The sequence below is a fragment of the Haloarcula sp. JP-L23 genome (assembly GCF_011602445.1).
GTDB lineage: Archaea > Halobacteriota > Halobacteria > Halobacteriales > Haloarculaceae > Haloarcula > Haloarcula pellucida.
This window is the reverse complement of the sequence record NZ_CP050016.1, coordinates 1-24,720: the sequence shown is the minus strand read 5'-3', so window position 1 is coordinate 24,720 and position 24,720 is coordinate 1. Positions and strand designations below refer to the sequence as shown.

30 protein-coding genes and 4 pseudogenes are annotated in these 24,720 nt (G+C 59.5%); 23 read left to right on the top strand and 11 right to left on the bottom strand.

Annotated features, from left to right (window positions below; translation table 11 throughout):
* The first annotated feature begins 64 nt into the window (after positions 1 to 64).
* From G9465_RS21390 to G9465_RS21375, 4 genes are read left to right on the top strand one after another with little or no spacing between them, the layout of a single operon-like run.
* Positions 65 to 2,671 (top strand): heavy metal translocating P-type ATPase, encoded by a 2,607-nt coding sequence (locus G9465_RS21390; RefSeq protein WP_166975113.1) that lies wholly within the window; start codon positions 65 to 67, stop codon positions 2,669 to 2,671.
* 18 nt (positions 2,672 to 2,689) lie between these two features.
* The gene (locus G9465_RS21385) at positions 2,690 to 2,914 is read left to right on the top strand and encodes a hypothetical protein (protein ID WP_166974389.1); all 225 of its coding nucleotides are present in this window, start codon (positions 2,690 to 2,692) and stop codon (positions 2,912 to 2,914) included.
* Positions 2,911 to 3,912, top strand: a complete 1,002-nt coding sequence (locus tag G9465_RS21380) for a DUF63 family protein (protein WP_166974386.1) — start codon at positions 2,911 to 2,913, stop codon at positions 3,910 to 3,912. The genes G9465_RS21385 and G9465_RS21380 overlap by 4 nt, the downstream gene beginning before the upstream one ends.
* A 2-nt stretch (positions 3,913 to 3,914) precedes the next feature.
* Positions 3,915 to 4,367: a hypothetical protein gene (locus G9465_RS21375; RefSeq protein WP_166974384.1), complete on the top strand. Its 453-nt coding sequence runs from the start codon at positions 3,915 to 3,917 to the stop codon at positions 4,365 to 4,367.
* 59 nt (positions 4,368 to 4,426) lie between these two features.
* Here G9465_RS21375 and G9465_RS21370 read toward each other — a convergent pair whose 3' ends face one another.
* The 3 genes and pseudogenes from G9465_RS21370 to G9465_RS21360 all read right to left on the bottom strand — a co-directional run bounded on the left by G9465_RS21370 (position 4,427) and on the right by G9465_RS21360 (position 6,651).
* Positions 4,427 to 4,981 (bottom strand): DoxX family protein, encoded by a 555-nt coding sequence (locus G9465_RS21370; protein WP_166974382.1) that lies wholly within the window; start codon positions 4,979 to 4,981, stop codon positions 4,427 to 4,429.
* A gap of 326 nt (positions 4,982 to 5,307) precedes the next feature.
* Positions 5,308 to 5,814 (bottom strand): annotated as a pseudogene (locus G9465_RS21365) (aconitase family protein); the annotation flags it as partial.
* Positions 5,815 to 5,916: 102 nt separating this feature from the next.
* The gene (locus G9465_RS21360; RefSeq protein ID WP_166974380.1) at positions 5,917 to 6,651 is read right to left on the bottom strand and encodes a S16 family serine protease; all 735 of its coding nucleotides are present in this window, start codon (positions 6,649 to 6,651) and stop codon (positions 5,917 to 5,919) included.
* Positions 6,652 to 6,794: 143 nt separating this feature from the next.
* On the opposite strand from G9465_RS21360, the gene G9465_RS21355 reads away from it, so the two are divergent.
* Positions 6,795 to 7,331 carry a hypothetical protein gene (locus G9465_RS21355; RefSeq protein ID WP_166974378.1) on the top strand — a complete coding sequence of 179 codons (537 nt, stop codon included), beginning with the start codon at positions 6,795 to 6,797 and terminating at the stop codon, positions 7,329 to 7,331.
* 35 nt (positions 7,332 to 7,366) lie between these two features.
* On the opposite strand, the gene G9465_RS21350 is transcribed toward G9465_RS21355, so the two are convergent.
* Positions 7,367 to 8,017 carry a plastocyanin/azurin family copper-binding protein gene (locus tag G9465_RS21350; protein ID WP_166974376.1) on the bottom strand — a complete coding sequence of 217 codons (651 nt, stop codon included), beginning with the start codon at positions 8,015 to 8,017 and terminating at the stop codon, positions 7,367 to 7,369.
* A gap of 116 nt (positions 8,018 to 8,133) precedes the next feature.
* On the opposite strand from G9465_RS21350, the gene G9465_RS21345 reads away from it, so the two are divergent.
* From G9465_RS21345 to G9465_RS21335, 3 genes are read left to right on the top strand one after another with little or no spacing between them, the layout of a single operon-like run.
* Complete coding sequence (locus tag G9465_RS21345; RefSeq protein WP_166974373.1) at positions 8,134 to 8,484, top strand: helix-turn-helix domain-containing protein; 351 nt, start codon at positions 8,134 to 8,136, stop codon at positions 8,482 to 8,484.
* A 2-nt stretch (positions 8,485 to 8,486) separates the two neighbouring features.
* Complete coding sequence (locus G9465_RS21340) at positions 8,487 to 8,774, top strand: hypothetical protein (protein ID WP_166974372.1); 288 nt, start codon at positions 8,487 to 8,489, stop codon at positions 8,772 to 8,774.
* A 4-nt stretch (positions 8,775 to 8,778) separates the two neighbouring features.
* Complete coding sequence (locus G9465_RS21335; protein ID WP_166974370.1) at positions 8,779 to 9,054, top strand: hypothetical protein; 276 nt, start codon at positions 8,779 to 8,781, stop codon at positions 9,052 to 9,054.
* Between the two features lie 12 nt (positions 9,055 to 9,066).
* On the opposite strand, the gene G9465_RS21330 is transcribed toward G9465_RS21335, so the two are convergent.
* From G9465_RS21330 to G9465_RS25825, 3 genes are read right to left on the bottom strand one after another with little or no spacing between them, the layout of a single operon-like run.
* Positions 9,067 to 9,966, bottom strand: a complete 900-nt coding sequence (locus G9465_RS21330; RefSeq protein ID WP_166974367.1) for a universal stress protein — start codon at positions 9,964 to 9,966, stop codon at positions 9,067 to 9,069.
* A gap of 24 nt (positions 9,967 to 9,990) precedes the next feature.
* Complete coding sequence (locus G9465_RS21325) at positions 9,991 to 10,524, bottom strand: SRPBCC domain-containing protein (protein ID WP_166974364.1); 534 nt, start codon at positions 10,522 to 10,524, stop codon at positions 9,991 to 9,993.
* Between the two features lie 16 nt (positions 10,525 to 10,540).
* The gene (locus tag G9465_RS25825; protein WP_227015840.1) at positions 10,541 to 10,840 is read right to left on the bottom strand and encodes a hypothetical protein; all 300 of its coding nucleotides are present in this window, start codon (positions 10,838 to 10,840) and stop codon (positions 10,541 to 10,543) included.
* 313 nt (positions 10,841 to 11,153) lie between these two features.
* Here G9465_RS25825 and G9465_RS21315 point away from each other — a divergent pair.
* From G9465_RS21315 to G9465_RS21260, 12 genes and pseudogenes are all read left to right on the top strand, one after another.
* Positions 11,154 to 12,556: pseudogene (locus G9465_RS21315) on the top strand (permease).
* A 132-nt stretch (positions 12,557 to 12,688) separates the two neighbouring features.
* A pseudogene (locus tag G9465_RS21310) lies at positions 12,689 to 13,278 on the top strand (MarR family transcriptional regulator).
* 95 nt (positions 13,279 to 13,373) lie between these two features.
* Positions 13,374 to 14,822: pseudogene (locus G9465_RS21305) on the top strand (multicopper oxidase family protein).
* Positions 14,823 to 15,043: 221 nt separating this feature from the next.
* Complete coding sequence (locus tag G9465_RS21300; RefSeq protein ID WP_166974361.1) at positions 15,044 to 15,364, top strand: hypothetical protein; 321 nt, start codon at positions 15,044 to 15,046, stop codon at positions 15,362 to 15,364.
* 57 nt (positions 15,365 to 15,421) lie between these two features.
* A complete protein-coding gene (locus G9465_RS21295; protein WP_166974358.1) occupies positions 15,422 to 15,775 on the top strand; it encodes an SHOCT domain-containing protein in 354 nt (117 codons plus the stop codon).
* A 95-nt stretch (positions 15,776 to 15,870) separates the two neighbouring features.
* On the top strand, positions 15,871 to 16,287 hold the full coding sequence (locus G9465_RS21290; protein ID WP_166974355.1) for a DUF302 domain-containing protein: 417 nt from the start codon (positions 15,871 to 15,873) through the stop codon (positions 16,285 to 16,287).
* A 39-nt stretch (positions 16,288 to 16,326) separates the two neighbouring features.
* Complete coding sequence (locus tag G9465_RS21285) at positions 16,327 to 16,683, top strand: SHOCT domain-containing protein (protein WP_166975106.1); 357 nt, start codon at positions 16,327 to 16,329, stop codon at positions 16,681 to 16,683.
* Positions 16,684 to 16,805: 122 nt separating this feature from the next.
* A complete protein-coding gene (locus G9465_RS21280; protein ID WP_166974352.1) occupies positions 16,806 to 17,114 on the top strand; it encodes a thioredoxin family protein in 309 nt (102 codons plus the stop codon).
* Between the two features lie 19 nt (positions 17,115 to 17,133).
* On the top strand, positions 17,134 to 17,889 hold the full coding sequence (locus G9465_RS21275) for a plastocyanin/azurin family copper-binding protein (protein WP_166974349.1): 756 nt from the start codon (positions 17,134 to 17,136) through the stop codon (positions 17,887 to 17,889).
* A gap of 422 nt (positions 17,890 to 18,311) precedes the next feature.
* A complete protein-coding gene (locus G9465_RS21270) occupies positions 18,312 to 18,533 on the top strand; it encodes a hypothetical protein (protein WP_166974346.1) in 222 nt (73 codons plus the stop codon).
* A gap of 125 nt (positions 18,534 to 18,658) precedes the next feature.
* Positions 18,659 to 19,027 (top strand): SHOCT domain-containing protein, encoded by a 369-nt coding sequence (locus G9465_RS21265; protein ID WP_166974343.1) that lies wholly within the window; start codon positions 18,659 to 18,661, stop codon positions 19,025 to 19,027.
* A gap of 9 nt (positions 19,028 to 19,036) precedes the next feature.
* Positions 19,037 to 19,627 carry a hypothetical protein gene (locus G9465_RS21260; protein WP_166974340.1) on the top strand — a complete coding sequence of 197 codons (591 nt, stop codon included), beginning with the start codon at positions 19,037 to 19,039 and terminating at the stop codon, positions 19,625 to 19,627.
* Positions 19,628 to 19,655: 28 nt separating this feature from the next.
* Here G9465_RS21260 and G9465_RS21255 read toward each other — a convergent pair whose 3' ends face one another.
* Positions 19,656 to 20,243 carry a helix-hairpin-helix domain-containing protein gene (locus tag G9465_RS21255; RefSeq protein WP_227015839.1) on the bottom strand — a complete coding sequence of 196 codons (588 nt, stop codon included), beginning with the start codon at positions 20,241 to 20,243 and terminating at the stop codon, positions 19,656 to 19,658.
* A gap of 4 nt (positions 20,244 to 20,247) precedes the next feature.
* On the opposite strand from G9465_RS21255, the gene G9465_RS21250 reads away from it, so the two are divergent.
* Together G9465_RS21250 and G9465_RS21245 are read left to right on the top strand one after the other, a co-directional pair.
* Entirely contained in the window at positions 20,248 to 21,342 is a 1,095-nt protein-coding gene (locus G9465_RS21250; protein ID WP_166974338.1) for a hypothetical protein, read from the top strand.
* Positions 21,332 to 21,499: a hypothetical protein gene (locus G9465_RS21245; protein WP_166974337.1), complete on the top strand. Its 168-nt coding sequence runs from the start codon at positions 21,332 to 21,334 to the stop codon at positions 21,497 to 21,499. Before G9465_RS21250 ends, G9465_RS21245 begins: the two co-directional genes overlap by 11 nt.
* Before the next feature lie 94 nt (positions 21,500 to 21,593).
* Here G9465_RS21245 and G9465_RS21240 read toward each other — a convergent pair whose 3' ends face one another.
* Both G9465_RS21240 and G9465_RS21235 read right to left on the bottom strand, forming a co-directional pair.
* A complete protein-coding gene (locus G9465_RS21240; protein WP_166974334.1) occupies positions 21,594 to 21,842 on the bottom strand; it encodes a HalOD1 output domain-containing protein in 249 nt (82 codons plus the stop codon).
* Positions 21,843 to 22,232: 390 nt separating this feature from the next.
* Positions 22,233 to 22,589 (bottom strand): hypothetical protein, encoded by a 357-nt coding sequence (locus tag G9465_RS21235; protein WP_166974331.1) that lies wholly within the window; start codon positions 22,587 to 22,589, stop codon positions 22,233 to 22,235.
* Between the two features lie 292 nt (positions 22,590 to 22,881).
* Between G9465_RS21235 and G9465_RS21230 the strand changes: the two genes are divergently transcribed.
* The gene (locus G9465_RS21230) at positions 22,882 to 23,472 is read left to right on the top strand and encodes a MaoC family dehydratase (RefSeq protein ID WP_193571771.1); all 591 of its coding nucleotides are present in this window, start codon (positions 22,882 to 22,884) and stop codon (positions 23,470 to 23,472) included.
* 81 nt (positions 23,473 to 23,553) lie between these two features.
* On the opposite strand, the gene G9465_RS21225 is transcribed toward G9465_RS21230, so the two are convergent.
* Positions 23,554 to 24,300 (bottom strand): beta-ketoacyl-ACP reductase, encoded by a 747-nt coding sequence (locus tag G9465_RS21225; RefSeq protein WP_166974328.1) that lies wholly within the window; start codon positions 24,298 to 24,300, stop codon positions 23,554 to 23,556.
* Positions 24,301 to 24,720 lie beyond the last annotated feature (420 nt).

The window sequence follows — 24,720 nt, the reverse complement described above, 5'->3', positions numbered from 1 at the left end:
CCGTTGATTACCCCCACTCTCGAAGTAGAAACTCACCTAACGGAGTAGCCCCTATAGTATGACAATGGAAACACGCACTGCACATCTCGACATCACAGGGATGACCTGTGCCAACTGCTCGGGGACAGTTGGCGACGCCCTGGAGTCACTCGACGGCGTCGTCGAGGCGAACGCCAATTTCGCCACGGACGAGGGCTCCGTCGAGTACGACCCCGACGAGGTATCGCTTGCAGAGATTTACGAGACGATCGAGGACGCCGGCTACGGTGCGGTGTCTGACACGGTGACCATCGGCATCTCCGGTATGACCTGTGCCAACTGTGTGCAGACCAACGAGACCGCACTCGAGAACACCCCGGGTGTCATCGCGGCCGAGGCGAACTTCGCCACCGACGAAGCGCAGGTCAGGTACAACCCCGCGGACACCTCACTCGACGCGCTCTACGACGCTATCGAAGACGCCGGGTACTCGCCGGTCCGTGAAGACAGCGACAGCGGTGAATCGGGTGACGATGCTCGGGACGCTGCACGACAGGGCGAGATTCGAAAACAGCTTCGACTGACACTGTTCGGAGCCGCGCTCTCGGCCCCGATGCTGTTTTTCCTCGCAGAGAAGTTTCTGCTCGGCGGGGGAATTCTCCCGGAGACGGTCTTCGGCGTCGAATTCGGGTGGGTCGAGTTCCTGCTGGCGACACCCGTTCAGGCCGTGCTCGGCTGGCCGTTCTACAAGAACTCGTACAACGCGCTGGTCAACAACAGGCGCGCCAACATGGACGTTCTCATCGCACTGGGGTCGTCCACTGCGTATTTCTACTCGGTCGCGGTACTCGCCGGACTGATCGCGGGGAGCCTGTACTTCGATACTGCCGCGCTCATCCTGGTGTTCATCACCCTCGGGAACTATCTCGAAGCGCGCTCGAAAGGGCAGGCGGGCGACGCCCTTCGGAAGCTCCTCGAAATGGAGGCCGAGACGGCCACTCTCGTCGACGAGGACGGCAACGAGACGGAAGTGGCACTCGAAGATGTCACCGTCGGCGACCGTATGAAGGTCCGTCCCGGCGAGCAGATTCCGACCGACGGCGTCGTCGTCGACGGACAGAGTGCTGTCGACGAGTCGATGGTCACCGGCGAGTCGGTCCCTGTCGAGAAAGGTGAAGGGGACGAAGTCGTTGGCTCAACGATCAACGAGAACGGTGTGCTCGTCGTCGAGGCGACGAAGGTCGGAAAGGATACCGCCCTCCAGCAGATCGTCCAGACAGTCAAGGAGGCCCAGTCGCGCCAGCCCGACATCCAGAACCTTGCCGACCGTATCTCGGCGTACTTCGTCCCGGCGGTTATCGCGAACGCGCTGCTGTGGGGCACTGTGTGGTTCCTGTTCCCCGAAGCACTCGCCGGATTCGTCGACTGGCTCCCGCTCTGGGGAGCGGTTGCTGGCGGACCAGCCGTGGCTGGTGGCACTGTCTCAGTCTTCGAGTTCGCGCTCGTCGTCTTCGCGTCCTCCGTGTTGATCGCCTGTCCCTGTGCGCTAGGGTTAGCGACGCCTGCTGCAACGATGGTTGGGACGACCATCGGTGCCCAGAACGGCGTCCTATTCAAGGGCGGTGACATCCTCGAACGCGCGAAAGACGTCGACACGGTCGTCTTCGACAAGACGGGCACGCTGACGAAAGGCGAGATGGAATTGACCGACGTCGTCGTCTTCGATGGTGACGGACAGCCTGTCACAGACGGCGGCGACACCGCTGCCGATGGCGGCCAACTAACCGCACGCGACCGCCTCAACGAGGAGGACGTGTTGCGGCTCGCTGCCACGGCCGAGAGTGGAAGCGAACACCCGCTCGCCCGGGCCATCGTCGACGGAGCCAGAGAGCGCGGCATCGACGTGAGCGACCCCGACGACTTCGAGAACGTCCCCGGCCACGGCATCAAAGCGACCGTGGGTGACAGCGAGGTACTGGTCGGTAATCGGAAGCTCCTCCGCGACAACGGGATCGACCCCTCGCCCGCTCAGGAGACGATGGAGCGCCTCGAGAACGAGGGCAAGACGGCAATGCTCGTCGCCTACGAGGGCGAACTCGTCGGTGTGGTCGCTGACGCCGACACGATCAAAGAAAGTGCGACCGAGGCCGTAAGCCAACTGCAGGAGCGCGGCGTCGACGTGATGATGATTACCGGCGACAACGAGCGGACTGCTCGTGCCGTCGCGGAGCAGGTTGGGATCGACCCCGAGAATGTCCGCGCGGAGGTCCTCCCCGAAGACAAGTCCGACGCCGTCGAGGCCATCCAGGACGAAGGGCGCAAGGCGATGATGGTGGGTGACGGCGTCAACGACGCGCCCGCGCTGGCTGTCGCCTACGTCGGGACGGCCATCGGGAGCGGGACGGACGTCGCCATCGAAGCGGCGGACGTGACGCTGATGCGCGACGACCCGCTCGACGTGGTGAAGGCCATCCGCATCTCGGACGCGACACTCCAGAAGATCAAGCAGAACCTCGTGTGGGCGCTTGGTTACAACACGGCGATGATCCCGTTGGCATCACTCGGGCTGCTCCAGCCCGTGCTCGCGGCCGGTGCGATGGCCTTCTCGAGTGTGTCGGTGCTGTCGAACAGCCTGCTGTTCCGTCGGTACACTCCGGATCACGATTACGAGCTGCTCGGCCGCCTTCGCTGAACGTCACTCGCCCGACCCATGTCCAATATCTCTCGCCAAACAGTACACGCGTATCTCGTCGAGACGGCCAGTTCCGAACCGACGTACCTCCGTGCTCGGGAGATTGCCAATGATTTAGACGCATCACCGAAAGCTGTCGCACAGTATCTCAGTCAGCTCCAAGACGGCCTCGTCGACGTATCGCTCGAACAGTGGGGCCGCTCGAAGAGCACGACGTGGCGACTGGAGGTGAGCGAGTCGTGAGCACCGTCAGCGGACGTGTAGAAACCGCGCTTCCCGACACTGGTACGCGTGAATGGTGGCTACTGTATCTCCTCACCCCCATCGTGCTCGTCGGTTTGGCATTTCTCTCGTTTCCGACGCTCGTCTACGACCGATTCATCTGGCAGTATCTGTGGGGCCCAGTCGTTGCAGACGCCGCCGGGCAACCAGTCGCATACGAAGGAATTCGAGCCGTCCGCGGCTACACCGCGGTGAACACGGTAACGTACCTCGCCGCGGTCGTGTACAGTCTCCCGGGCCTCCGAGCGTATCTCGACCACCTCGACGTGACGTTCGACGCTCGGTTGGCCTATGGGTTCGCGCCAATCATCGTCGCCGGCGGCGCGATGCGTGCACTCGAAGATATCGGCTTGCTCGGTGACTACGCCGTGCTGTTCATCACGCCCTCAATCTACTTCGTCGTCACTGCTGTTACTGTCCTCGCGCTCGGAATCGGTGCACTCGCTGGCGACCGAGGATTCATCTCAATCCCGCAGTCGGTTGGTGCGGTCGGGGTAGTGTGGGCCGTCGGTGCGGTTGGCTGGGCATTCTGGCACGGCGCGACGAGCCCCGCGCCACTTCGGCTGTGGGTGCCAGTCGCGACAACCGGAATTGCCCTCGGTGTAACCGGCCTCTACTACTGGGGCGCGGATGTTGTCGAGGGTGTTCCGTTACGGCATCCACTGTTCCTGCTCGCCGTCTTCGGTCAGACGTGGGATGGCGCGCAGAACCTCATCGGCGTCACGTTCCTCGACTACTCGCCCAAGCTGGTCGTGACGAACCTTGTTTATCAGGTGACCGGGTTCTCCGGGTCGACGTTCGTCCTCAAACTTCTCGTGACCGGGGGGATTGTGTGGTACCTCGCGGATGCGAAAGCAAAAATGAACCACACCTGGTGGTGGCTCATGACGTTCTTTATCGGGGCTATCGGGCTACCGATGGGCGTCAGAGGGTCGCTTAGGATGATGCTCGGGGTCTAACAATGGATTCGATGAATACAACCGCTACGACACGGCAGTACGGCGCGGCAATCGCACTGGTCTCGGGCCTTTACTCGCTGGTCTCAGCGACTGGTGGCACCGGGATGATGGGCTCGAACAGCGGCCTGCTCATGGCGCTCTTGGGCGTGATAGTCGTGGTTCACGGGGTCTTCTTGCTGACGCCCTATGCGAGCCGGCTGGGGAAGGCAAGCGGCCCCCTGATGATCGGGTACTCGCTCGTGATGTTGATCAACCAGGCGCTGGTCGGTGTTACCGGCAGCACGAACTGGGGGATGGGTATGGGATCCGGAACGGATGGTGGAATGACCGGTAGTATGGGATCGACGATAACCGCCGGTATGGGGTGGGATCTCGGTATGGCCGCACTCGCGGTACTGATGCTGATTAGTGGTGTCATCATGACAAACCGATCTGCTTCGGAGGCGGAAATGTAACTCATCCATCGTGCGTATAACACGTTGGATCTCCCCGGAGAGACTCGAAATACAGGAAATTAACCGAGAAGATATCGAGTCCAGGGATACCGTTCGACGAGCGGCACTCCGCCGACCTCGTACTGTTCGATATACGCATCGAGGCCGAGTATCCGTCCAGCGCCGAACGCGGCGACAGAGAGGAACACGAGCATGTACGCAAAATCCCCGTTGATGTAGCCGTGTGTGACGTCCCAGTTGCCGAAATAGAACATGAGCATCATAAACGCCCCCCAGAACGCAGCGAGCCGAGTGAGCACGCCGAATAACAACCCGAGGCCGATCAGCACCTCACCCCACGGCACTGCGACGTTCACGAAGTCGACGAACCACGGCGTGTTCCCCATCGAGACGAACAAATCTGCAAGCGGACTCCCGCTGTTCGGCACGGCCCCGGTGAGATATCCACCGGCACTAAAACTCCCCGAGAGGACCTTGTCAAGTCCACTCTGGAAGAACGCAATCCCCATCATCAGCCTGAGCGCAAAAATAAACCAGACGCTTAAGGTATGGAGCTTCCCGCTCGCCGTGAAGCCGCCAATTGTGCTTTCTAGCGTGACTTCCTGTGGTGACATACTACAGAGTGATTCGTCAACATCGTATAAAGATACGCGCCTCTCGCCGATTATAGTAGGCCGTACAAGCTCTGCGGAAACCAGTAGTTAGCTGCGAACCACACTCTCCCAGAAGCGACGAACCCGCCGCACGTTGAAGTGAGAGAAATAGAACCTCGCACCTACTCTTGGGTGAGTAGGCGACGAAGAACGAGATGGAGAATACCGCCGTTTTCGACGTATCGAACAGCAGCCGGTGTACTAATCTGGGCAGTGACTGGGAATTCAACGGTCGATCCGTCAGATCGTTCAGCGACGATAGTAAGTTCGTCGTTCACGCTCAGGCCGTCGTCGAAGGCCTGCTGCGCCCACTTGAGCGCTCGATACCGCTCGCCGTTGCGCTCGTACTCCAGTTCGACGTTCTTCTCGTAGGCGTCCTCGGATCCGAAATAGTCGACCTGGACGCTGTGGTCGATCACAAGGTCAATTGGAATCTCTGGCTCGACGATCGCGGGATCCTTGCCTTTCCGGTCAACCGCTGATCGGAGGGCTGCGAGGTCGACGACGGCAGGGACGCCGGTGAGGTCCTGGAGGACGACCCGCGACGGCGTAAACGGAAGTTCGACGTCCGGGACGTCAGGTTGCCACGAAGCGACATTCCGGACGTCCTCAGCGGTGATGGTATCACCGTCGACGTTACGGAGGACAGATTCCAGAAGGACGCGGATGCTAACCGGAAGACGATCCAGTTCGCAGATGCCCGCTTCTTCCAGAGCAGTGAGGTCCGCCATACTGTAGGCATTCCCGTCGAATTCGAACTCACGTATTGCGTCGAATGGATCGATTTTGACCATACCGTGGACTACAGCGACCCAGTCCTTGAATCATAGCCCAGCAGCAATCGCAATAACTGGGCAATGCACGCACTCGGCGTAGTCACTCGCCGGATATTTCGGTCACAGAATCCGATCGAGTGCCTCCGAGATCGAGCGTGCCCTGATGATTCGGAGTCCCTGAACAGCCATTTCCGTCGGTTCGCCCGCTGGAATGATCAGTGCCTGTGCACCGACAGCTCGTGCCGCACGGGCTTTCGTCTCGATCTCCCCAACGGGAAGCAACGCTCCCTCGTCGTCGACGATTCCTGTGATGAGCGTCTCCTGTGTGAGCGACTGCCGACGGAGGCTGGCGACGAGGGCGATCGTGAGTCCAGCTTCCCAACTCTTCCCGCGAAGCGCGAGCACGCCGGACGTGGGAGGATCGAACGTGACGTGCGTCGCCGTGTCGCCGAGCGAACTGCCGGTAAGACGTGCGGCTGTTGCGATCGCTTCACGGAGTGCGAGCTGGAGATCATGACGGACTTCGATCCCGTTCAGATTCACAAACAACTCGCCCTCCCCGTCAGCGAACTCGAATGTCACCGGGATCACGAGGCCGCTATCGGAGCCGTCGACTGCTGGAAGATAGTACTGAGTTGGTGCGGGAAGCGTGGCCCCACCAGCGAGCGTCGCCAGCGACTGGAACCCCTCCCCTGCTCGCGTGAGACCGAAAACTGCCCCAGCGCCTCCCACGCTCCCCAGGCCAAGTCCGGCAAGAAACGCCCGGCGTGACAGAACTGTCTCTTCAATCCGGTCGATTACGTCACGCTCCGTATCGGCCGGTCGAGAGACGGAAGCGGATTCGTCGGATGACATAGCAGTATGGTGAGCGGCTACGGTTGGGTTTTGTGTTATCGTGTAACATGGGACTCGATAGTAAAGACTCTTCGCAGTACCGACTTCGAACGGGTACGCCTATTTTGGCCGCTCTCCTACGTATAATACGTCCGTTGTCACTCATGCCACCATGGTATCGGTCACTGGGCGAACTCGTTGTCGTAAGTAGCGTCGTGACCGGTATCGGTGTGTGGAGCGCCTACCAGTTCGAACTCGCCCTGCTCCAGGTAACGACCGTCACCACGTGGACGCTTCTGGTAGGGCTCGTTGAGGAAGCGTTCGTCCGGTTCATCCCGCTGATACTCGTCTTCTATGGATGGAGCTACTGGCAAGGACAGCTCCTCTCGAAAACCGAGGGACTACTCGCGACTGTGGCCTCCGGTCTGACTGTCGCACTTCTCGAACTCGTACTCAAACTCGAGTTCCTATCGCGTCTGGAGGCGACAGCCCAGTTCGACTCGCTGGTGCTACCGCTGGTGTTCGTTCACCTGCCGTTCGCACTACTTGCGGGGCGGTTCGCATACGCGCTCGGCGAGCAGATTCACGGCACCGACGAGATCGGTCTTCCGTCGCCCTCTCGACGAATCCTGGCGATACTCCTCCTCGGGTATCTCGGCCTCGCGATAGTTCACGTCGGATACAACCTACTCGTACAGTAGGAATTGAAACGCCGCTGAAAGAACGTTCAGAAGGATTAGTGGTCGTCGCCGAGGGCTGTCCGAATCATCCCGTTCAGTTCTTCAAGCTTCTCGCGGACGCGCTCGGGTTTGTCAGCCGGCGGTTCCTCGAGGGCGACCTGCTCGTGGGGGTCCGGATTCCCAACGATGACGCTCCCGATCATCCCGAGGCTCTCGTGGGGCGTGCAGTAGTAGTGGTAGACGCCCTCGGTCTCGAACGTGTGTTCGAACGTCGCGCCCTGCTCGGAGAGGATGCCGCTGTCCCAGGCCGCTGCGCCGTCGGTGACGAGTTGGGGCTGGTCGTTGTCAGAGTGGTACGCGGTCGTCGAGTGACTCCCGCTCTCGTTGTGCCAGGTCACGGTGCCACCGACGTTCACCCGCACGACGTGTGGCTCGAAGTGGTAACCCCCGTCCTCGGTAATCATGTTCACTTCGGCCGTATCGGACGGCGCTCCGACCGCTTCGTCGTGACCGCCCTCGTCATCGTGGCCGCTCTCTTCGTCGCTGTGACCGGTCTCCGTGCCGCCATCGTCGTGGCCACTTTCAGTCGGCGATCCGTTTGCTGCCCCGCCGTCGTTGGTCTGTGTTCCGGTGCAACCGGCGAGTCCAACGACTGCCGCACTGCCAGTCAGCTGGAGCATCCGTCGACGCGTGAGTGAGTCGGTCATGGCATCGGTCACCTTACAGGTGAACCGACACGCTCAGGGGATATAGTCCAGAAAGCAGATTTGCTGGGTCAGCAAATCGGCGTTTCTTTATATACCCTTCCGCAGAAACGTAGCCTGTGAGTGAGGAGCGAGACATCTCGGGGATTCTCGAAATCCTTGACGACGACTATGCACGCGCGATCCTTGAGGCGACTCGCCGAAAACAGATGTCTGCCAAGGAACTCAGCGAAGAGTGTGACATGTCAGTCTCGACAGTTTCCAGACGGGTCAATACGTTACTGGAGTACGACCTGCTTATCGAGCGAACGCATATTGACCCCGACGGTCACCACTATCGCGAATACGAAGCCCAGCTCGACCGTGTTGAGGTACAGCTCCTCGAATCGGGATTCGACGTCCGGATCGAACTTCGGGAAGACGCTCCCGACAGATTCGCTCGGTTGTGGAACACAATGAGGAACGAATAACCATGCACATCGGTCTCGTCATCGCAAAGCTCGTCACAATGGCTCTCGGGTTCATTATCGCATTCCAAGCCTATCGAGGTTATCGACGTAGCAACAGTCAATCGATGTTGTACCTCGCGGTCGGCTTCGCCATCATCAGCTTCGGTGCGATCATCGAGGGGATCTTGTTCGACGTGGTTGGCCTGACGTTCCACAATGCAGGAACGGTGGCAACGGCCATCGTCGCGATTGGTATGCTCACGATCCTGTACGCTCTGTACGGACGCGACTCAAAGAAATTGGAGGACTAAGTGAATGGTGGATACGACAACAGCAATTCTCTTGGTCGTCCGCACGCTCGTACTCGCACTCGGTATTCTGATCACGTACTACAGTTTCGAGGCGTATCGACGAACGGGGACGTACTATATGCGAAACGCTGCAATTGGCTTTGGAATCATCACACTCGGTGTGTTCATCGAAGGAATACTGTTTGAGTTCGGGGGGCTCGATCTCGCTATTGTCCACATCATCGAATCGGTCGCCATCGGTCTCGGATTCGTGGTCCTTCTCATCTCGCTTCGCCAGTAGCTCAAGCCGCGTCTACACTCCTCGAATAGTCAACACTGGCTCATCTGAGTTCCGGAGAACCCGTTCAGTCACACTTCCGATGAGCCGTCGTGAAATGCCGGATCGTCCGTGTGTTCCCATCACGACGAGGTCGATTCCGTGTTCATCGCAATATTCCCCTATTGCCTGATGAGGAACGCCGTGGGTGATCTCAGCAGCGACTGAAACACCGTCGGCAGCTGCCCGAGACTGGACATCTTCTACGACAGTCTCTCCGTTTTGCTCCAGTACTTGCTGCAGTTCGTCCCACGTCCATCCCGGACGAGACGCGTAGGCGCCCCTATCCACAACGTAGAGGGCATGAAGTGTCGCATCGTACGTCCGAGCCAAATCAAGAGCGTGAATGACTGCCTCTCGTGCGGGCTTACTCCCGTCAGTCGGGACGAGGATATTCTCAAAGCCTCCCTGGATCTCGGATTCTGATAGCTCCTGCTTCGCTTTGACACTGAGCACGGGGATATCGACAGTACGGACGATTCGGGTCGTTACACTGCCGAGCAGGACTCGGTCGAGACCGGTGTGTCCTCTGGTTCCCATACAGACGAGGTCAATCCCGGTATCGGTGATGTAGGAACGAATTTCACGCGCTGGAATGCCACGGCGAACCTCAGTTACCGCGTCGAGGCCATGTTCTGCGGCTCGAGTTGCGATCTGCTGGGTGGCGGCATCGCCAGCATCATACCATGTGTCTGGGAGAGTCTCCAGGTCGGTTTCCAGCGCGGTCAGTTCCAGCTTTCGTTCGATCGGCGAACTGTCGACAACGTGGAGGGCGTGGACGGTTGCGTCGTATCGGTGAGCGAGATCAAGTCCAGACTGGATTGCAGGCTCGACGTTATCGCTTCCATCGGTCGGGATGAGGATATCGGTGTACATGGGTGGATGAGTGCGTTGATTTTGCTACGGATTCTCGTTCGTACATTTTGGCGGCTCATGGGCTGTCGACTCGATGCGTTCCTTGAAAAAGACGAGCTCCTTGTTGGTGTGATCGTAGAGCTTGGCCTTCCCGTCGAGAATGGTGGTGAAGAGCCGCTTTAGCAGCCGGCCCCGACGGTTGTTCGGGAAGTCCATCCAGACGGCGTGTGACATCCGGGTTCCATCCTCGGTCTCTTCGAGCCGAATCGTACCACCTTCGGGGATACGAACGGTGACAAGCCCCCGAAGAACCGGATAGTACGCTGTCCCAGTCCAGACTGCCACGTGTGGATGATCGATGTACTGGAATCGGCCGTGCAAGTCGGCGTACATCCCAGCGACCTCTTCTGCCTGGTGGAACGTCGCACCCTCTTGTGGGCGATTATCGGGTGTATCGTACTCGAGTCCGTAGTGTTCCTCGGGGTTCGATGCCGTCCAGTGGACGGGGTCCGTTACGTACTCCCAAATCTCCTCCGGAGTAGCAGCGATGACGATTTCTGCGTTGTCGGTGACGTACATGGCTTGACTCCTCGATTCAGCGTACGAAGGCGTTGTACAGCCATGCGAATGCGTACATCAAGACGAAGCTGATCACCGCTGCTTCGACCATGCCAGCCACCGTCCCGACGACGGTCGGCTCGAAGAAGAGGTGCCACTGCTCCATCGCCTCGACAGCCCCCTCGTAGACTCCGACCGCTCCGAAGACACCGAGGAGGAGCATCACGGTGGCAGAGACGACTGCTGCTGCGCCCGCCAGTGCCAGCGCATCGAGGTGCATTACACTGGTCGCGGATTCCGTTTCGTACGTGTCCTGATTTGTGGTAGTCGTACTCATGACTAGAGATACGCTCCACTCCTTCATTCGGGTTTCTCTTACAATTCGAAAGGAGAGTCACTCTGTGAACACGACACGGGAATATAGTGGGAGAAACAGCGGTACTACGCTCATCTCTGTGGACCCTCTCTACGAAAGAACGAGCAGCAACCAGCGAACCGAATCAGTAACGCGCAGCGAGCGCGAATGCATTCCTCGTACGGTTAACTACAGCTAATAGCACGGATTGCCTTTGAATACAAAATTTACCCCACCGAACTGCCACCGTTTCTTAAGAACAACTAACAAAACAGATGGCTACGATGGTCTAGATATGCAAGCCGTCCTCGTCGACGGAATTCTCGAATCCTTACGAATAGGTGTCGGGTTTCTCTGGACGGCAGCCTGGGCAATCATCATGGGCCTCGTCATCACGAGTCTCGTTCAGGTCTACGTCTCGAAAGAGCGGATGGCCAACGTACTCGGAGAGGGAATCTGAGTGGCCTCACGAAAGCAACCGTATTCGGCGCGGCAAGTAGTGGTTGTAGCTTCGGTGCGGTCGCCATCGGGAAGGGGTTGTTCAAGAAGGGAGCACACACGGTGAACTTCTTCGCGTTCATGTTCGCCTCGACGAACCTCATCGTCGAACTCGGGCTGATGATCCTCATCCTTCTCGGCTGGGAGTTTCTGGTTGCAGAACTCCTTGGCGGCGTCATCCTCATCGCCGTGATGGCGGTCCTCGTTCATCTGACCCTCCCAGAGAACCTCTTCGAGCAAGTACGGGCAGAACTGAATCAACGCGACCACGACCAAGGGATCACAGCGGACCCGACCTGCGGGATGGAAGGCAAAGACGAGTACTCGCTGGTGACTGACGGGGGCGAGACGCTGAAGTTCTGTTCGGAAGGTTGCATGGAGACGTACCAGCAGGAAGCCGCAAGTAGCGGCGGTTGGCGCAACGAACTCCTCTCGTGGGGTGGCTGGTACAAGATCGGGAACCAGTACCGGAAGGAGTGGTCGATGATCTGGAAGGACGTCGTTGCGGGCTTTCTCATCTCGGGATTCGTTATCGTGTTCGTCCCGCAGTGGGTGTGGAACACGCTCTTCCTCCAGGGTGATGGACTCCTCGTCAGTGCCGAGAACGCCATCATGGGCGTCGCCATCGCCGTAATCAGCTTCGTCGGCAGCATGGGCAACGTCCCGTTCGCCGTCGCGCTTTGGGGTGGCGGCATCAGCTTCGCGGGTGTCATCGCGTTCGTCTACGCCGACCTCATCACGATTCCCGTCCTGAACGTCTACCGCAAGTACTACGGCTGGAAAGTGATGCTGTACATTCTCGGCGTCTTCTTCGTGACGATGGCGTTCACGGGCTTCCTCATGGAGGAACTGTTCAACGTCCTCGGCATCGTCCCGGATCTGGCCGGCGGGGAGACGGCCGCCGAACAGACGTACTTCGAGCTCAACTACACGTTCTATCTCAACAGCATCGCGTTCGCCCTCTCTGGCTTCCTCCTCTACGTCTACCAACGTGGACTCGGTGCACCCGGCCAGTACCGTGACCCAGTCTGTGGGATGCGAACCGACGACAGCGGGCCGAGTCTCACCCACGACGGCGAGACGTACTACTTCTGCTCGGAGCGGTGCAAGCGATCGTTCGAGAAACACCCCTCCGAATTTGCACATCAGCACCCCCAAGTCTCAGGAGCTGGAGGTTCCCAGAGCCATGAGCATCACTGAACGCCACGGCGTGATACCAAGGATCGCGGCCAGGCAGCCCCGAGTCTTGTCTCGACCAATCACAACTGGTACACGGATGTCTCGCCAACTCTCAGGCATGAACGGAGATACTGGCAGATCGAGGTGGGGTGGATGAATCGACGGAGAGCCGATACAGTAGTCGGTGGCTTGCTCGTTGCTGTCCTCATTGTTGGTGGTGTACTCAGCTGGCAAGCGTACCAGCAACAGCAAGCCTTCGAGCAAATGGGGTCGATGATGGGTACGTCGATGGGACGGTTCACGGAACGAACCCGCTCTGGTACGTCCTCGGTACCTTCCTCATCTTGGCTGTCATCGGTGGAGGGTATCTCGCGATCCGAGACGACCTCACTAGCACAGACGTAAACGTCCGCTCACAGAATGAGATGGCTAAGCCGACCGACCCCGAGATCGCCGAATCACCGGAGGAGGCCACACAACCAGATGGGGCCATCAATCCAGAGTCTCAGCCGCAGGCCCGCGTGTTGGACCTCTTGCCAGATGATGAACGCCGCATCCTCGAACCGGTCCTTTCCTCGCCCGGCATCACGCAGATCGAATTACGGGATCGCTCGGACTTCTCGAAGAGCAAGGTGAGCCAGACGGTTAGTGCCCTCGAGAAACGCGGCCTGTTGTACCGCGAGCGCCAAGGGCGGACGTATCGTATCTATCCGAGTGACAACCTACAAGAGAGAAGTAGATGAACTAGCGGGCCATCTCCGCCGATTCAGAACCATTCACCGGGGTGCTGAAATCGAACCGAGCGATGGGCGTATGACCCTCCTTCAGCGCGAGGCCTATACTCGCTGAGCACGAAAACACGGGAAATGACTTCCACAGGATTCTCCGCCGCAGGCTTCTCCAGTTGACGGGCGCATCTACTCTCGGAGCGCTCGCGGGCTGTGCCGGTCAGCTACCGGGCACCGGCGATGAGGGTGGTCGTGAGGTAACGCCACGCTCGACAGTCACGTCCGAGCCAGATAGCTCCGTCAGCCTCACCGCGGGGTCCGGGACGATTCGGCCAGCCCCCGAGACTTCGACGACGAACTGGATGTACGAGGGGCAATTTCCGGGACCGGAATTACGCGTTCAGGAAGGTGACGTACTCAGGGTCGAGTTGACCAACGACCTTCAAGAAGGGACGACGATTCACTGGCACGGGGTTCCCGTCGCGAATCCGATGGACGGCGTGCCGAACGTAACGCAAGACCCGGTCGATCCCGGCGACACGTTCACGTATACGTTCCGCGCTGAACCCGCCGGGACGTACTTTTATCACAGTCACGTCGGGCTCCAACTCGACCGGGGATTGTTCGGCCCACTAATCGTCGAAGAGCGTGACCCGCACGTCGAGTACGACCGTGAGTACGTCGTCGTCGTCGACGACTACCTCCCCGGAGAGCCGGAACTTCCGTCGGGCGGGGGAATGGGCGGCGGTGGTGGAATGGGTGGAGGAGGCGGAATGATGGGAGACGTTCGGCCGCCGTACGAGGGTCTCCTGATCAACGGTCGGCTTCCAGAGGATCCACCAACGTTCGGAGTGGCAGAAGGGGAACGGGTGCGCCTCCGGTTCGTGAACGCCGGGAGTGCGACAGTCTTCGGTGTACGAATCGCAGGCCACGAGATGACGGTGACCCACGCCGATGGTCGACCTGTCGAACCCGTCGACGTGGACTCGTTCGTCTTCGGGCCGGTGAGCGCTACGACGTCGTGATTGAGGCGACGAACCCGGGCACGTGGGCCGTTCAAGCGGATGCCCTCGATGGAAACGAACCACCAGCCAGGGCTGTTGTCGAGTACGAGTCAGCGGGCGGGGGAGCCCACAGCGTCCGTCGTCGGCCAGTAACCGACTGCAGTACGGAGACTTGCGGGCGATCTCCTCACTCGACGGGGTGAGTGGAGATCCGGATCGAACGTTCGATCTGACGCTCTCACGCGGCAGAGGCCAGTCCTACACGTGGACGATAGACGGGCAGGCCTACCCAGACGCCGATCCGCTCCAGGTCCGGCCCGACGAACACGTCCGAATTCGGATGACCAATCAGAGCCCGGTCGTTCACCCGATGCACCTTCACGGCCACTTCTTCCAAGTCGGCAACGCGATCAAAGACACGGTCATCGTGCCCGGGCATAGAGGGCAGGTGACGATCGACTTCCACGCCGACAACCCGGCCGGTGGTTGTTCCACTGTCACAACCTCTACCATCTCGATGCAGGAATGGCGCGTGTCGTGAAATACGTCGAGTGAGTCGGTTGAAAACCCGGTTTCGGATCGTTCGTGTGGTCTTGGTCCTGTCCGGGAGAGGAAGGATTGAGGGGCCGCCCCAGCGAATTCGGGCCGGAGGAACGATCCTTGTCTTGAAAGACGGTTAGATCGTCTTATACACGTTCTCGAACGTTCTCCTGCCCGAGTTCACACCCACGTTGATAACTCCCGAGCAGTCCTACGAGTAACCGAGGAGAAAGACAATGACCAACTTCACACTCGGCCGCTGGCTGCTCGTGGCGCTCGCGATCGTCGGACTCGCGTTCGCCGCGCCCGTGGTCAGCGCACACGGCACCGACACGACCGCTGACGACGCGCCCACGGACAATGCCACCGCAGATGAATGGGCCACTTGGATGGAGGCGCAGATGACCGAACACATGGGTCCGGGTGCTGTCGAGTGGATGGAGTCGCACATGGGTGTGACCGTCGACGAGATGGCCCAGGACATGGCTGGCGAGGAATACCACAACGGGGCTAACGACGACTACAACGGCGGGATGTACGGACAGGGCCACTGCTGACGGCCCTGACCGTTTCGATCTCGTCAACCGAACACCACGATTCACCAACGCAGGATAATGACGCAACTTACCACTCACATCGGACGCACTGCTCGTCGACTCGCGATACTCACTGTCCCGCTGCTGGTCGCGGCGACTGGAACGGCTGCTGCCCACGGTGGCGGGAGCTACGGTGGCGGCATGATGGGCGGTGGCTGGGGTCTCTTCGGCGGAACGATGGGCCTCTGGGGACTCCTCTGGATGGGGCTCCTCATCGCCGTCCCCCTCTACATCGGCTATGCGCTCCTCAACCGAGGATCCGGTGGAAACGATGAACAGTCGCTGTCGGTCCTCCGTGAGCGCTACGCCCGCGGGGAGCTCCCGGACGACGAATTCGATCGACGGCGAAAACAGCTCGAACGCACCGGATGACTGGAACAGTTGCTGTTCCAGCCGATACATCACACTCCCAACGCCCGCCGTTGCGGCACCCAACCGTTAACCCCGTGGACGGGATATAATATTACATGGAATACACAATACAGACTTCAGTCACTGGCGATTTCGACGACGTCGTCGACACGACGATCGCTGCGCTCGAAGACGAAGGATTCGGCGTCCTCTGTGACATAGACATCCAGGCGACGCTCGAGGAGAAACTCGGCGAAGAATTCCGCCAGTACCGCATTCTCGGTGCATGTAATCCCCCGCTGGCATACGAGGGACTGACCGAAGAAATCGAACTCGGCGCACTCCTCCCGTGTAACGTCATCGTCTACGAAACCGATGACGGCGATATCGTTGTGAGTGCCGTTGATCCAAAGCAATTGGTCGGCATCGCAGACAACGATGCGCTCGACTCGATAGCGACTGAGGTCAACGAGCGTTTCGAGCGTGTTCTCTCGGCCGTTACCGACGAAATAGGATCCACGTCGGGGGCCTGATCTTCGATGTCTTCATCGAACTAGCTCGACACCACGACAATCGTCCTCCTGATCCTCGGAGCGCTCATCTTGCTCCCGTTGCTCACGATGGGGATGGGCTTCGGCGGGATGATGGGCTTCGGCGGGATGATGGGCTTCGGCGGGATGATGGGCTACGGTGGAATGATGGGCGGATACGGGACGACCAGCGGCTGGTGGCCACTCGTCGGGATGCTCGTCCAGCTGGTCTTCCTCCTCCTCCTGCTCGGTGGAGGATATCTCGTCTTCCGTCGCGTGACGGCATCGCAGTCGTCGCGGAATCCTGCAATGAAGGAGCTGCGTATGGCATACGCCCGCGGTGATCTCACCGAGGAAGAGTTCGAGGCGCGTCGGAACAAGCTCGAACGCTCGGAGTGACGGTCCGACCACCAACTCCGGCGTTACTCACGTCCGCCTCCTTGGAATCCGAAATCTGTGAGCCTCACAGCTTTCGGATGTGAATAGAAATGTGCAAAAAGTACAAGACCATACAAACTACTATGACGGAAGTACTCCTCTTCACGCAGGAGACCTGCGGGGCGTGCGCAACGCAGCGAGAGAAAAACGAAGGCATCGAAGATGGGTATCCGGATGTCGAGTTCCGGGAGGTCGACATCCAGACCGATCTGGAGACGGCCGAGGAGTACGGTGTCCGAAAGACGCCCACGACGCTCGTGTACGCGAACGGGGAGCGAACTGCCGAGTTCATCGGCATCGTCGACCGGGACGAGCTGGAGGCAACTATCGAGAGCGCCGGCCAGCAATCGCCCGGACTCGCGAACCGGCTCGCCAGCATCATCCGCGGATAACAGAAGTCAAACAACTACCATGACAGACTACAGTAGACGCCAGTTCCTGGGAGCGCTCGGTGCCGGCACAGTCGCGAGTGCGGGATTCACCCAGCCAGTCGCCGCACAGGAGACGCCCGTCGTCGAGATGGGGAACAACTACTTCGACCCGATCGGACTCCATGTCGAACCCGGCACGACCGTTCGCTTCGAGCTAGCGGCCGGAGCCCACTCGGCGACCGCCTACGAGAACCGGATTCCGGCCGACGCCAGCGCATTCGACAGTGGAACCATCTCGTCAGGAGCCTTCGAGTACACGTTCGAGGAACCGGGCACGTACGACTACTACTGCATCCCGCACAAATCAGTCGGGATGGTCGGTCGCATCGTCGTCGGCAGTCCTGGTGGGCCAGCCGAATCGAGTCCGATTCCGGACGGCGACGTGCCCGAAAGCGACGCGATCGTCGTACAGGGCGCGATAGCGTATGGATCCAGCACCGGAAGAGATGGGAACTCCGGTGGCGGAATGATGGGCCCTGGGATGGGGCCTGGTCCTGGAATGATGAGCGACCGGAACAGTGGCTGGTTCGGCGGGCTGCCGTTCGTCGGCGGGGCACTCGGAATGCTCGGCTTAGTTGGCGGATTCCTCTATTGGGCACTAAGTCAAGGTGGCGTACCTCCCGAGAGTGACGATTCCGCGATGGAAACCCTGCAACGTCGATACGCACGAGGCGAGATCGACGAAGCGGAGTTCCAGCGACGCCGTGAACGATTGGTACAGAATCAAGAGAACTGAAGCCTGTCGGGGTCTGTGTGTGGGGGTTCCAACGCCCATTGATCACAAGCCAGTCGTCGGTCTCGATGCTGGACGATACGTGCCGAAATCGGGTGTCTACAGCTGAGATGCATGAGCACAGCGATTTATGCCGGTCGCCACTCTACATTCTAGGAACCATGGTTCGGTGCTACATCTGTGACTCGGAATGCGCTAGCGATGACGAGGTGTTCGTCTGCGAGCACTGCGGGATCTCCTGCCACCGACACTGTATGGAGGAATACGACACCGATGTCTGCCCGAAGTGTGTCGGCGAACCGATGATCGGAGCGATCGAGTTCTAGTCGCTCCTTGTCACTCCCACACCGCTGACAGTCCGGAGGCGGAGTATATCGATGGTCAGCTGGCGAAATACGTTTGAGACTCGTGCCCGTAGCGCAGGTATGTCTACGACCGTCGAACTCCCCGACGCCGATGAGGCTTGTGCGTACTGCGGGTCGCGTATCTTCGACCACGATCCGATCTGTGTGCGCAACTGTACCGACGACTGCGGGTCGCCGACGTACTTCTGCAACTATGCGTGTCTCTCGACCTACGTGGACGAAAACAGCTTGACGACTGGCGACGCGTGCGAGTGGTCGCCCGACGACCCCGACTGCTGCTGAGTGGACTCACTCAATCAAGACACGGAGCGACGTATTGGCCGCCACCCAGCCCAGGAACAACCAATAGAGCAGTACTGGTCGTCCAACTTTATGAATGTAGCCGGCGAAGTCCGTAGTGGTTCATCATGTCGACAGAGCGCACGTCCGACGGCTTGCTCCGCATTGTTCTGATCGTCCTCGCGGTGATCGTCCTGTTCCCGCTGTTGATGATGGTGTTCGCGATGCCGATGATGGGGATGATGGGCTGGTGGTGGGGCGGCGGGATGGCCGGAGGTCTCTCACCACTGTGGGGCATCGGGATGATGCTCGTCTGGCTCATCGTTCTCGTCGGCATCGGATATCTCCTCTATCGCGGCCTCGTCGGCGGCGTCGGGTCGTCGCTGACCGGCGATAAGGCACTTGAGGAACTCCGCGTCGCGTACGCCCGTGGGGATCTGTCCGAGGAGGAGTTCGAGGAACGGCGTGCGAACCTCCGCCGCGAGGAGTCGCAGTAGTCTGCTATCATGTCCTCGAGAGTACAGCGACGCGAGCTGCTCACGGCCCTCGGCGCCGGCATCGCAGGTCTCTCCGGATGCGTCGGGAATCTCCCGGGCAGTGGCGATGGCGTCGACAGGACGATCTACGTCGGAGGCTACCACTGGGGCTTCGTTATGCTCGACACTAGCGGCGAGGAACAAGAGCGTGTCAACCTGCAACGTGGTGATGTCCTCCGCGTCATCGCATTCAATATCGGCGCGAATCAAGCTGTACAAGCCCTTCCGACCTCGATACGAGACGCGCTTCCTGACCACGAAACACTCGAAGAGCGAAACGAGGAGCGCATCCCACCTCCATCTAGCGGCGGCTTCCACGAACTGCTGGAGGAGGCAAACGAACAGTATCCCGACCACAGCCTCGCAATCATGCCGTCCGGACAGGTCCATATGGGTGGTGGCATGATGATGCACCCCATCGCACTTCCCCGAAGTGCCACCAAACCCGTCTTTCGACAATTAAGTGCGGCACGACGTGGCGATTATACACTGAGCTGCTTGACCTACTGTGGCTACGGCCACGCCTACATGGAGATCGACGGTGGTATCGTCGTCACGTGAGCGTTCGTCGCTTGTCACGAACCGACGGTCAGCTGCTTCCAGCACTCTCATCGGACGAGCCCGCGAACTGCCTTGCTTGCTTGATCCAGGCCATCACTCGTGATTCACTGAGACCGAGTCGGTCAGCGAGCGGGACTGATTCTGCGGCTGCGAGTTGCGTTACCGTCATGATCCCGGCGTCGTGGAGACGCTCCTCATACGTCGGACCGATCCCGTCGACCGTCTGCAACGACTGATCCTGGTCAGCCTCTGCTTCAGCTTCACCTTGGCTGATCGTGGCCGACTCCTCAGTCTGTGTTATCGACCGCTCCCGGAACCACGTTGCAACGCGGGGCCACAGTTCCGCGTGGGCCTTCCCCGAGACGGCCATCCCGACGTGGCCGGTCGGAAACTCGTAGATGTCGGTGTCCTCACTTGGAATAACCTCGGTGAAGGGCTTGCTCGCCTCCGGCGGGATGAGGTGGTCGAACGAGCCGATAATCTGTAACACCGGCATCGTGAGGTTCCCGATGTCGACGGGGTCGCCGTCCAGGACGAGCTCGTTCTGGTAGAGCGCGTTCTCCTGATAGATATCCTCGATGAACTGGTGGTAGGCCGCCCAATATGAGTAGTGCACTGGCGTGTTCGAGCAGTTCGAGGGTCGCGTAGGGGAGGTACGGGATCAAGAGATATTCGAGGAACACGATGAGCCCGTAGAGGCCGAACATACCGTATCCGACTGCAACGATCCGCATTCGCGGGTCACGCTCGCGCGCATCCTCGGCTACATCCCGCTGGGTGGCATCTACGACAACAAGCACGCCCAGCGGACCATCACGCAGTACGGCGAGCATCGAGAAACAGCCGATGTCGGCGACGTGACCATCCCGTCGGGCGTCGACCTGCCGACGCTGCCCGAGCCCGGCGACCGTGGGGAACTGGCTTTCGACGGCCCCGAAGACGTCGCCGAGTACATCGCCGACGACGTTGCCCGGTCGCTCGCGGAGCAAATCGAGTTCGACACGGCCAGCCAGCAGCCCTTCCACGTCGAACTGTGGTGTGAGAAGGGCCTGCCGGACTACATCCACGCACTCTGCGAGGACCTGCAGGTCAACGTCATCGTCGAGGGCGACCTCTCGCTGACCATCGCCCACGAGTTCGTCCAGCGGGTCAACAACGCCGGGAAACCCGCCATCATCTGCTACCTCTCCGATTTCGACCCGAAGGGCGACAACATGTCCTCGGCGATGGCCGGAAAGGTCGCGTGGCTGAACCAGCGCGGCGACCTCGATCACCGGGTGTGCATCGAGCAGGTCGCCGTCACGAAAGAACAGGTCGACCAGTTCGGCCTGCCACGCAAGCCCATCAGCGAGTCCGACAAGACTGGGACGGGCGGGAAGGCCTACGACACGCTCGTCGACGAGTGGGAACAGCGGAAGGGCACCGGGGCCTGCGAACTGAACACGCTCGAACAGATACCGGACCTGTACAAGCACATCGTCCGCGAGGCATCGCCTCTATCGCGCCGAGGATCTCCACGCACAGAACCGGCACGCGCTCGGTGGCTGGGTCGACGAGGTACGCGCAACGCTGGTCGAGTCGCTGACCGACGCCGGCGTGCCCGACGACGTCGACGCACTCGAGGACTGGCTGGCCGAGTGGAACGACTATCTGTCGGACCTCGACCCCGTGTTCGAGCGGCTACAGGACATGCAAAAACGGGGTGTGTATGCTGACTGGGTCGGCCAACTGGAGGACACCGTCGACGACACCGAGTGGCCGACGGTCACCGTCCCCGAGGGAGAGCAACTGTTCCCCGACGACCCGCTGTACGACTCCGAGCGGGAGTACGCCCAGAACGTCCGGCGTGTCGAGCGGCACAAGTCGGGATGAGAGTTTGATACGACGGTTGCATACCCGTTCTTCAACTCCTCTCTTTGTCCAATACAGATGACAGACCTACCGCTCAGTGTAGGAAAGACAGTGTTCAGACGTCTGGTCGGATTCGTTCGCCATCAACGATGACCGTGTCATTCCCCGCCAGTTCTACGACATGGTTTTCCGTTTCGAATTGAAGCCTCCACGCATTACTCTCGTGGGCCACTAACTCTCGTATCGCAGCCATCGAGACATTGTTATAGAGGCACATATCAAGACGGTCTGAGTCTGTCCCTTCTATCTCGGCTATAGCCTCGGTAATTTGCTTAGCGACGAACTCTTTCTTGTTCTCGCTCATTATTTCAGGACTTCTGTCTCTTTCTCGTCGAATCTAGGGCCTTCCCTCACAACGTGGCTATTTTTGTCCCACTTGACCACTCTTTGTTCCTCTAATTCGACAAGGGAGAGGTGATTCAATCTAAGACGAAGTTTCGCTACTTTTTCGTTAGCTGAGGGTGGGTTGCCGTGAGGTGGCTCATCCCATATGCCGTAACCAACCATCTGTTAACATACCACTCTCTATGCGAATCAACCTGTTGAATTTCACGCTCAATTTTGTGTTGATTAATTGGAGTACACCTCTCAACTTGCTCCATAGGCACACCCACTGAACAGGTTATTCATCCCAACAGTCCTGAAACCAACCACCCTGAGAACCCCTTTAAGATATCCTACGGGTCGGAACAGCCTACCGAACCACGAGGTCGTCCTCTACGGCCCGGCTCTTCTCGGCGACACCCTCGGGGTGGAGCGTCACGTCATGCAACTCACGGTGCTGCCAGCAACAGTCTTGGTTCGGTGGCCGGTTCCGACTGCATCTGTCGCCGTCGGCCGTCGCCGCCCGGCACTGCCCGCCCGATAACTCGAACCCCAGCGACGAGGCGACGCCGAGGACGAGCAGGACCGGCGCGACGGCCAGTAGCGTCGCGACGAACCCATGTCCAGCCCGGGAGAACGGTGTTCGCGACGATCCAACTGGCCCCGTAGACCGACGCGACGGCACTGAGGCGAATGAGTGTCTGGAACTGGCCGAGTCGTTCGACATCTCCGGGCCGACGCTGCACTACCGGCTCCGACATGCCCACAAGACGCTCGTTACAGCCGTCGTCGACGGCCCGCAAACGCAGGACGATACATAGGGACTCAACCCACTTTCCGTCAGTAATATCGACGTATCCTACTCGTGGCACACCTGTGTCTTCCTGCCTGTTCCTCTGTACTGGACGAAGGATACATACGCACAAGAAGCCAACTTCTCGCTGTGTCTTATGGTCTCTCCGTTTTTCGATACGCTCTGGGAGGACTCCGTTGATCGATGGATGACGGTATGGGCATACATGCTGGAGAGAAACTTGGCTGCGACCCGTGCCGTTTTCATCGCTGCCGGTATCCATCCCACCGAAACCGACGCTTCCCGACTGGTCGCCAGCCAGATTGAACCGGGCAATACGCTCCCTAACTGGGACACTGAGCGCACTGTTGTCCAACGGGAGCAACTTAGTGTCGGCGACTGCATCGAGTTCGCCAAGACCATCTCTGAGGCGGACGTCCAGCAGTTCGCCGCCGCCAGCGGTGACACGAATCCGCTGCATCTCGACGACGGGGTCGCTGAGAAGACTCGCTTCGGCGGCCGAATCGTCCATGGTACGCTCGTCAGCGGGCTTATTTCTGCGGCGCTGGCACGGTTGCCTGGGCTACCCATCTATTTCTCCCAAGATCTCGAGTTCCATAACCCCGCCCGAGTCGGTGATCGAGTGACAGCGACGTGCGAAATCGTCGAGGAGTTAGATGACGACCAGTACCGACTCTCGACGCGCGTTGTCGAAGACAGCGACGTGCTTGTTGACGGCGAAGCGATCGTCCTGATCGATCCCCTCCCTGAAGACAGCATAGACGACCAGGGGGAGCTACCGGCTGAGTCATCCTGACGCGTTTGACTACACCCAAATCACCCGTCGAAGCGAGTTTGTTCGTTTCGTGATTGCTGAGCGCGCAGTCACCAGTGCGTGTCAGACATCGAGTCCGCCGTTGACGTCGATGACTTCGCCAGTCACGTAGGAGGTGTCTTCGCTCGCAAGGAACGAGACCGCTGCAGCGATGTCGTCGACGTCCGCAAACCGGTCGAGGGGGATGTCGTCGCGGATCCGCTCTTGGATTTTCTCAGGGACCTCATCGACCATTTCGGTGCTGGTGTAGCCGGGCGCGACGCAGTTTGCGGTCGATCCCGAGGACGCAAGTTCGAGGGCGATGGAGCGCGTGAACCCGAAGAGACCGCTCTTTGCTGCGGCGTAGTTGGCTTGGCCGTAGTTGCCCTGCCTGCCGATGACGCTCGAGATGTTGATGAGACGGCCTGCGTCGGTCTGCTTGATGTCCTCGAAAAACGCCTTCGTGCAGTTGAACACGCCGCCGAGATTGACATCGATGACGCTGTCCCACTCCTCGCGGGTCATGTTGCTAAATTTTCGGTCGGCCGTGATTCCCGCGTTGTTGACGAGGACGTCGACCGGGCCGACTGTCTCATGCACGTGCTCTTTCATGGCTTGGACTTGGTCGAACTCCGAGACGTCTGCCTGCACCGCGATGGCCGTGCCACCGGCGTCGGTGATGGTGTCGGCGACGTCGTAGGCGGCGGCCTCCGAGGACCGGTAGTTCACGACGACAGTCCCGCCTTCGCGGCCGAGTGCCTCTGCGATGCCGCGGCCGATTCCTCTCGATGCACCAGTGATGACGTAAGTTCGGTCAGTCTCGTCTCTCATGTCGAGTCGAACGAACGCAGCCGGTCCCGGTGACGGCTCCCTCAGAGCGTATCCACCGGATGAGGCTTCCTCTCGTCGACGCGGAAGCGACCGAGCTGTGAACGTATTGGCATTTCTTGGGTATCCGGAAAAAGATACTGAGTCATGACATAGCATCACAGGAGTTGTGTACAGCACTACTCTGAAAGCCGCAATTCGCGACCCCTCTCAAGGTCACGTGGTTCGGGATGGGCGGCGTCTCATCACGGAGATCAAAGATGTCCGAACGATTCCGAGGTACCTTTGCCTGCTCTGCCTACAGAACAAGCAAGGCTGGAATCATGGGTGGTTGATTGTCACTGGATAGTATTGACTGGAATTAAACAGCCTATACAACATATTTATACCACTGAGTGGAGTAGTCGTTGCTCCCGATGGCCG

What these genes read in the sequence shown, in the direction of transcription:
- G9465_RS21390 (WP_166975113.1), top strand. Translation starts at nt 65, where the DNA reads ATGGAAACACGCACTGCACATCTCGACATCACAGGGATGACCTGTGCC.
- G9465_RS21385 (WP_166974389.1), top strand. Translation starts at nt 2,690, where the DNA reads ATGTCCAATATCTCTCGCCAAACAGTACACGCGTATCTCGTCGAGACG.
- G9465_RS21375 (WP_166974384.1), top strand. Translation starts at nt 3,915, where the DNA reads ATGGATTCGATGAATACAACCGCTACGACACGGCAGTACGGCGCGGCA.
- G9465_RS21370 (WP_166974382.1), bottom strand. Translation starts at nt 4,981, where the DNA reads ATGTCACCACAGGAAGTCACGCTAGAAAGCACAATTGGCGGCTTCACG.
- G9465_RS21360 (WP_166974380.1), bottom strand. Translation starts at nt 6,651, where the DNA reads ATGTCATCCGACGAATCCGCTTCCGTCTCTCGACCGGCCGATACGGAG.
- G9465_RS21355 (WP_166974378.1), top strand. Translation starts at nt 6,795, where the DNA reads ATGCCACCATGGTATCGGTCACTGGGCGAACTCGTTGTCGTAAGTAGC.
- G9465_RS21350 (WP_166974376.1), bottom strand. Translation starts at nt 8,017, where the DNA reads ATGACCGACTCACTCACGCGTCGACGGATGCTCCAGCTGACTGGCAGT.
- G9465_RS21340 (WP_166974372.1), top strand. Translation starts at nt 8,487, where the DNA reads ATGCACATCGGTCTCGTCATCGCAAAGCTCGTCACAATGGCTCTCGGG.
- G9465_RS21335 (WP_166974370.1), top strand. Translation starts at nt 8,779, where the DNA reads ATGGTGGATACGACAACAGCAATTCTCTTGGTCGTCCGCACGCTCGTA.
- G9465_RS21330 (WP_166974367.1), bottom strand. Translation starts at nt 9,966, where the DNA reads ATGTACACCGATATCCTCATCCCGACCGATGGAAGCGATAACGTCGAG.
- G9465_RS21325 (WP_166974364.1), bottom strand. Translation starts at nt 10,524, where the DNA reads ATGTACGTCACCGACAACGCAGAAATCGTCATCGCTGCTACTCCGGAG.
- G9465_RS25825 (WP_227015840.1), bottom strand. Translation starts at nt 10,840, where the DNA reads ATGAGTACGACTACCACAAATCAGGACACGTACGAAACGGAATCCGCG.
- G9465_RS21300 (WP_166974361.1), top strand. Translation starts at nt 15,044, where the DNA reads ATGACCAACTTCACACTCGGCCGCTGGCTGCTCGTGGCGCTCGCGATC.
- G9465_RS21295 (WP_166974358.1), top strand. Translation starts at nt 15,422, where the DNA reads ATGACGCAACTTACCACTCACATCGGACGCACTGCTCGTCGACTCGCG.
- G9465_RS21290 (WP_166974355.1), top strand. Translation starts at nt 15,871, where the DNA reads ATGGAATACACAATACAGACTTCAGTCACTGGCGATTTCGACGACGTC.
- G9465_RS21280 (WP_166974352.1), top strand. Translation starts at nt 16,806, where the DNA reads ATGACGGAAGTACTCCTCTTCACGCAGGAGACCTGCGGGGCGTGCGCA.
- G9465_RS21275 (WP_166974349.1), top strand. Translation starts at nt 17,134, where the DNA reads ATGACAGACTACAGTAGACGCCAGTTCCTGGGAGCGCTCGGTGCCGGC.
- G9465_RS21270 (WP_166974346.1), top strand. Translation starts at nt 18,312, where the DNA reads ATGTCTACGACCGTCGAACTCCCCGACGCCGATGAGGCTTGTGCGTAC.
- G9465_RS21265 (WP_166974343.1), top strand. Translation starts at nt 18,659, where the DNA reads ATGTCGACAGAGCGCACGTCCGACGGCTTGCTCCGCATTGTTCTGATC.
- G9465_RS21260 (WP_166974340.1), top strand. Translation starts at nt 19,037, where the DNA reads ATGTCCTCGAGAGTACAGCGACGCGAGCTGCTCACGGCCCTCGGCGCC.
- G9465_RS21240 (WP_166974334.1), bottom strand. Translation starts at nt 21,842, where the DNA reads ATGAGCGAGAACAAGAAAGAGTTCGTCGCTAAGCAAATTACCGAGGCT.
- G9465_RS21235 (WP_166974331.1), bottom strand. Translation starts at nt 22,589, where the DNA reads ATGTCGAACGACTCGGCCAGTTCCAGACACTCATTCGCCTCAGTGCCG.
- G9465_RS21230 (WP_193571771.1), top strand. Translation starts at nt 22,882, where the DNA reads ATGCTGGAGAGAAACTTGGCTGCGACCCGTGCCGTTTTCATCGCTGCC.
- G9465_RS21225 (WP_166974328.1), bottom strand. Translation starts at nt 24,300, where the DNA reads ATGAGAGACGAGACTGACCGAACTTACGTCATCACTGGTGCATCGAGA.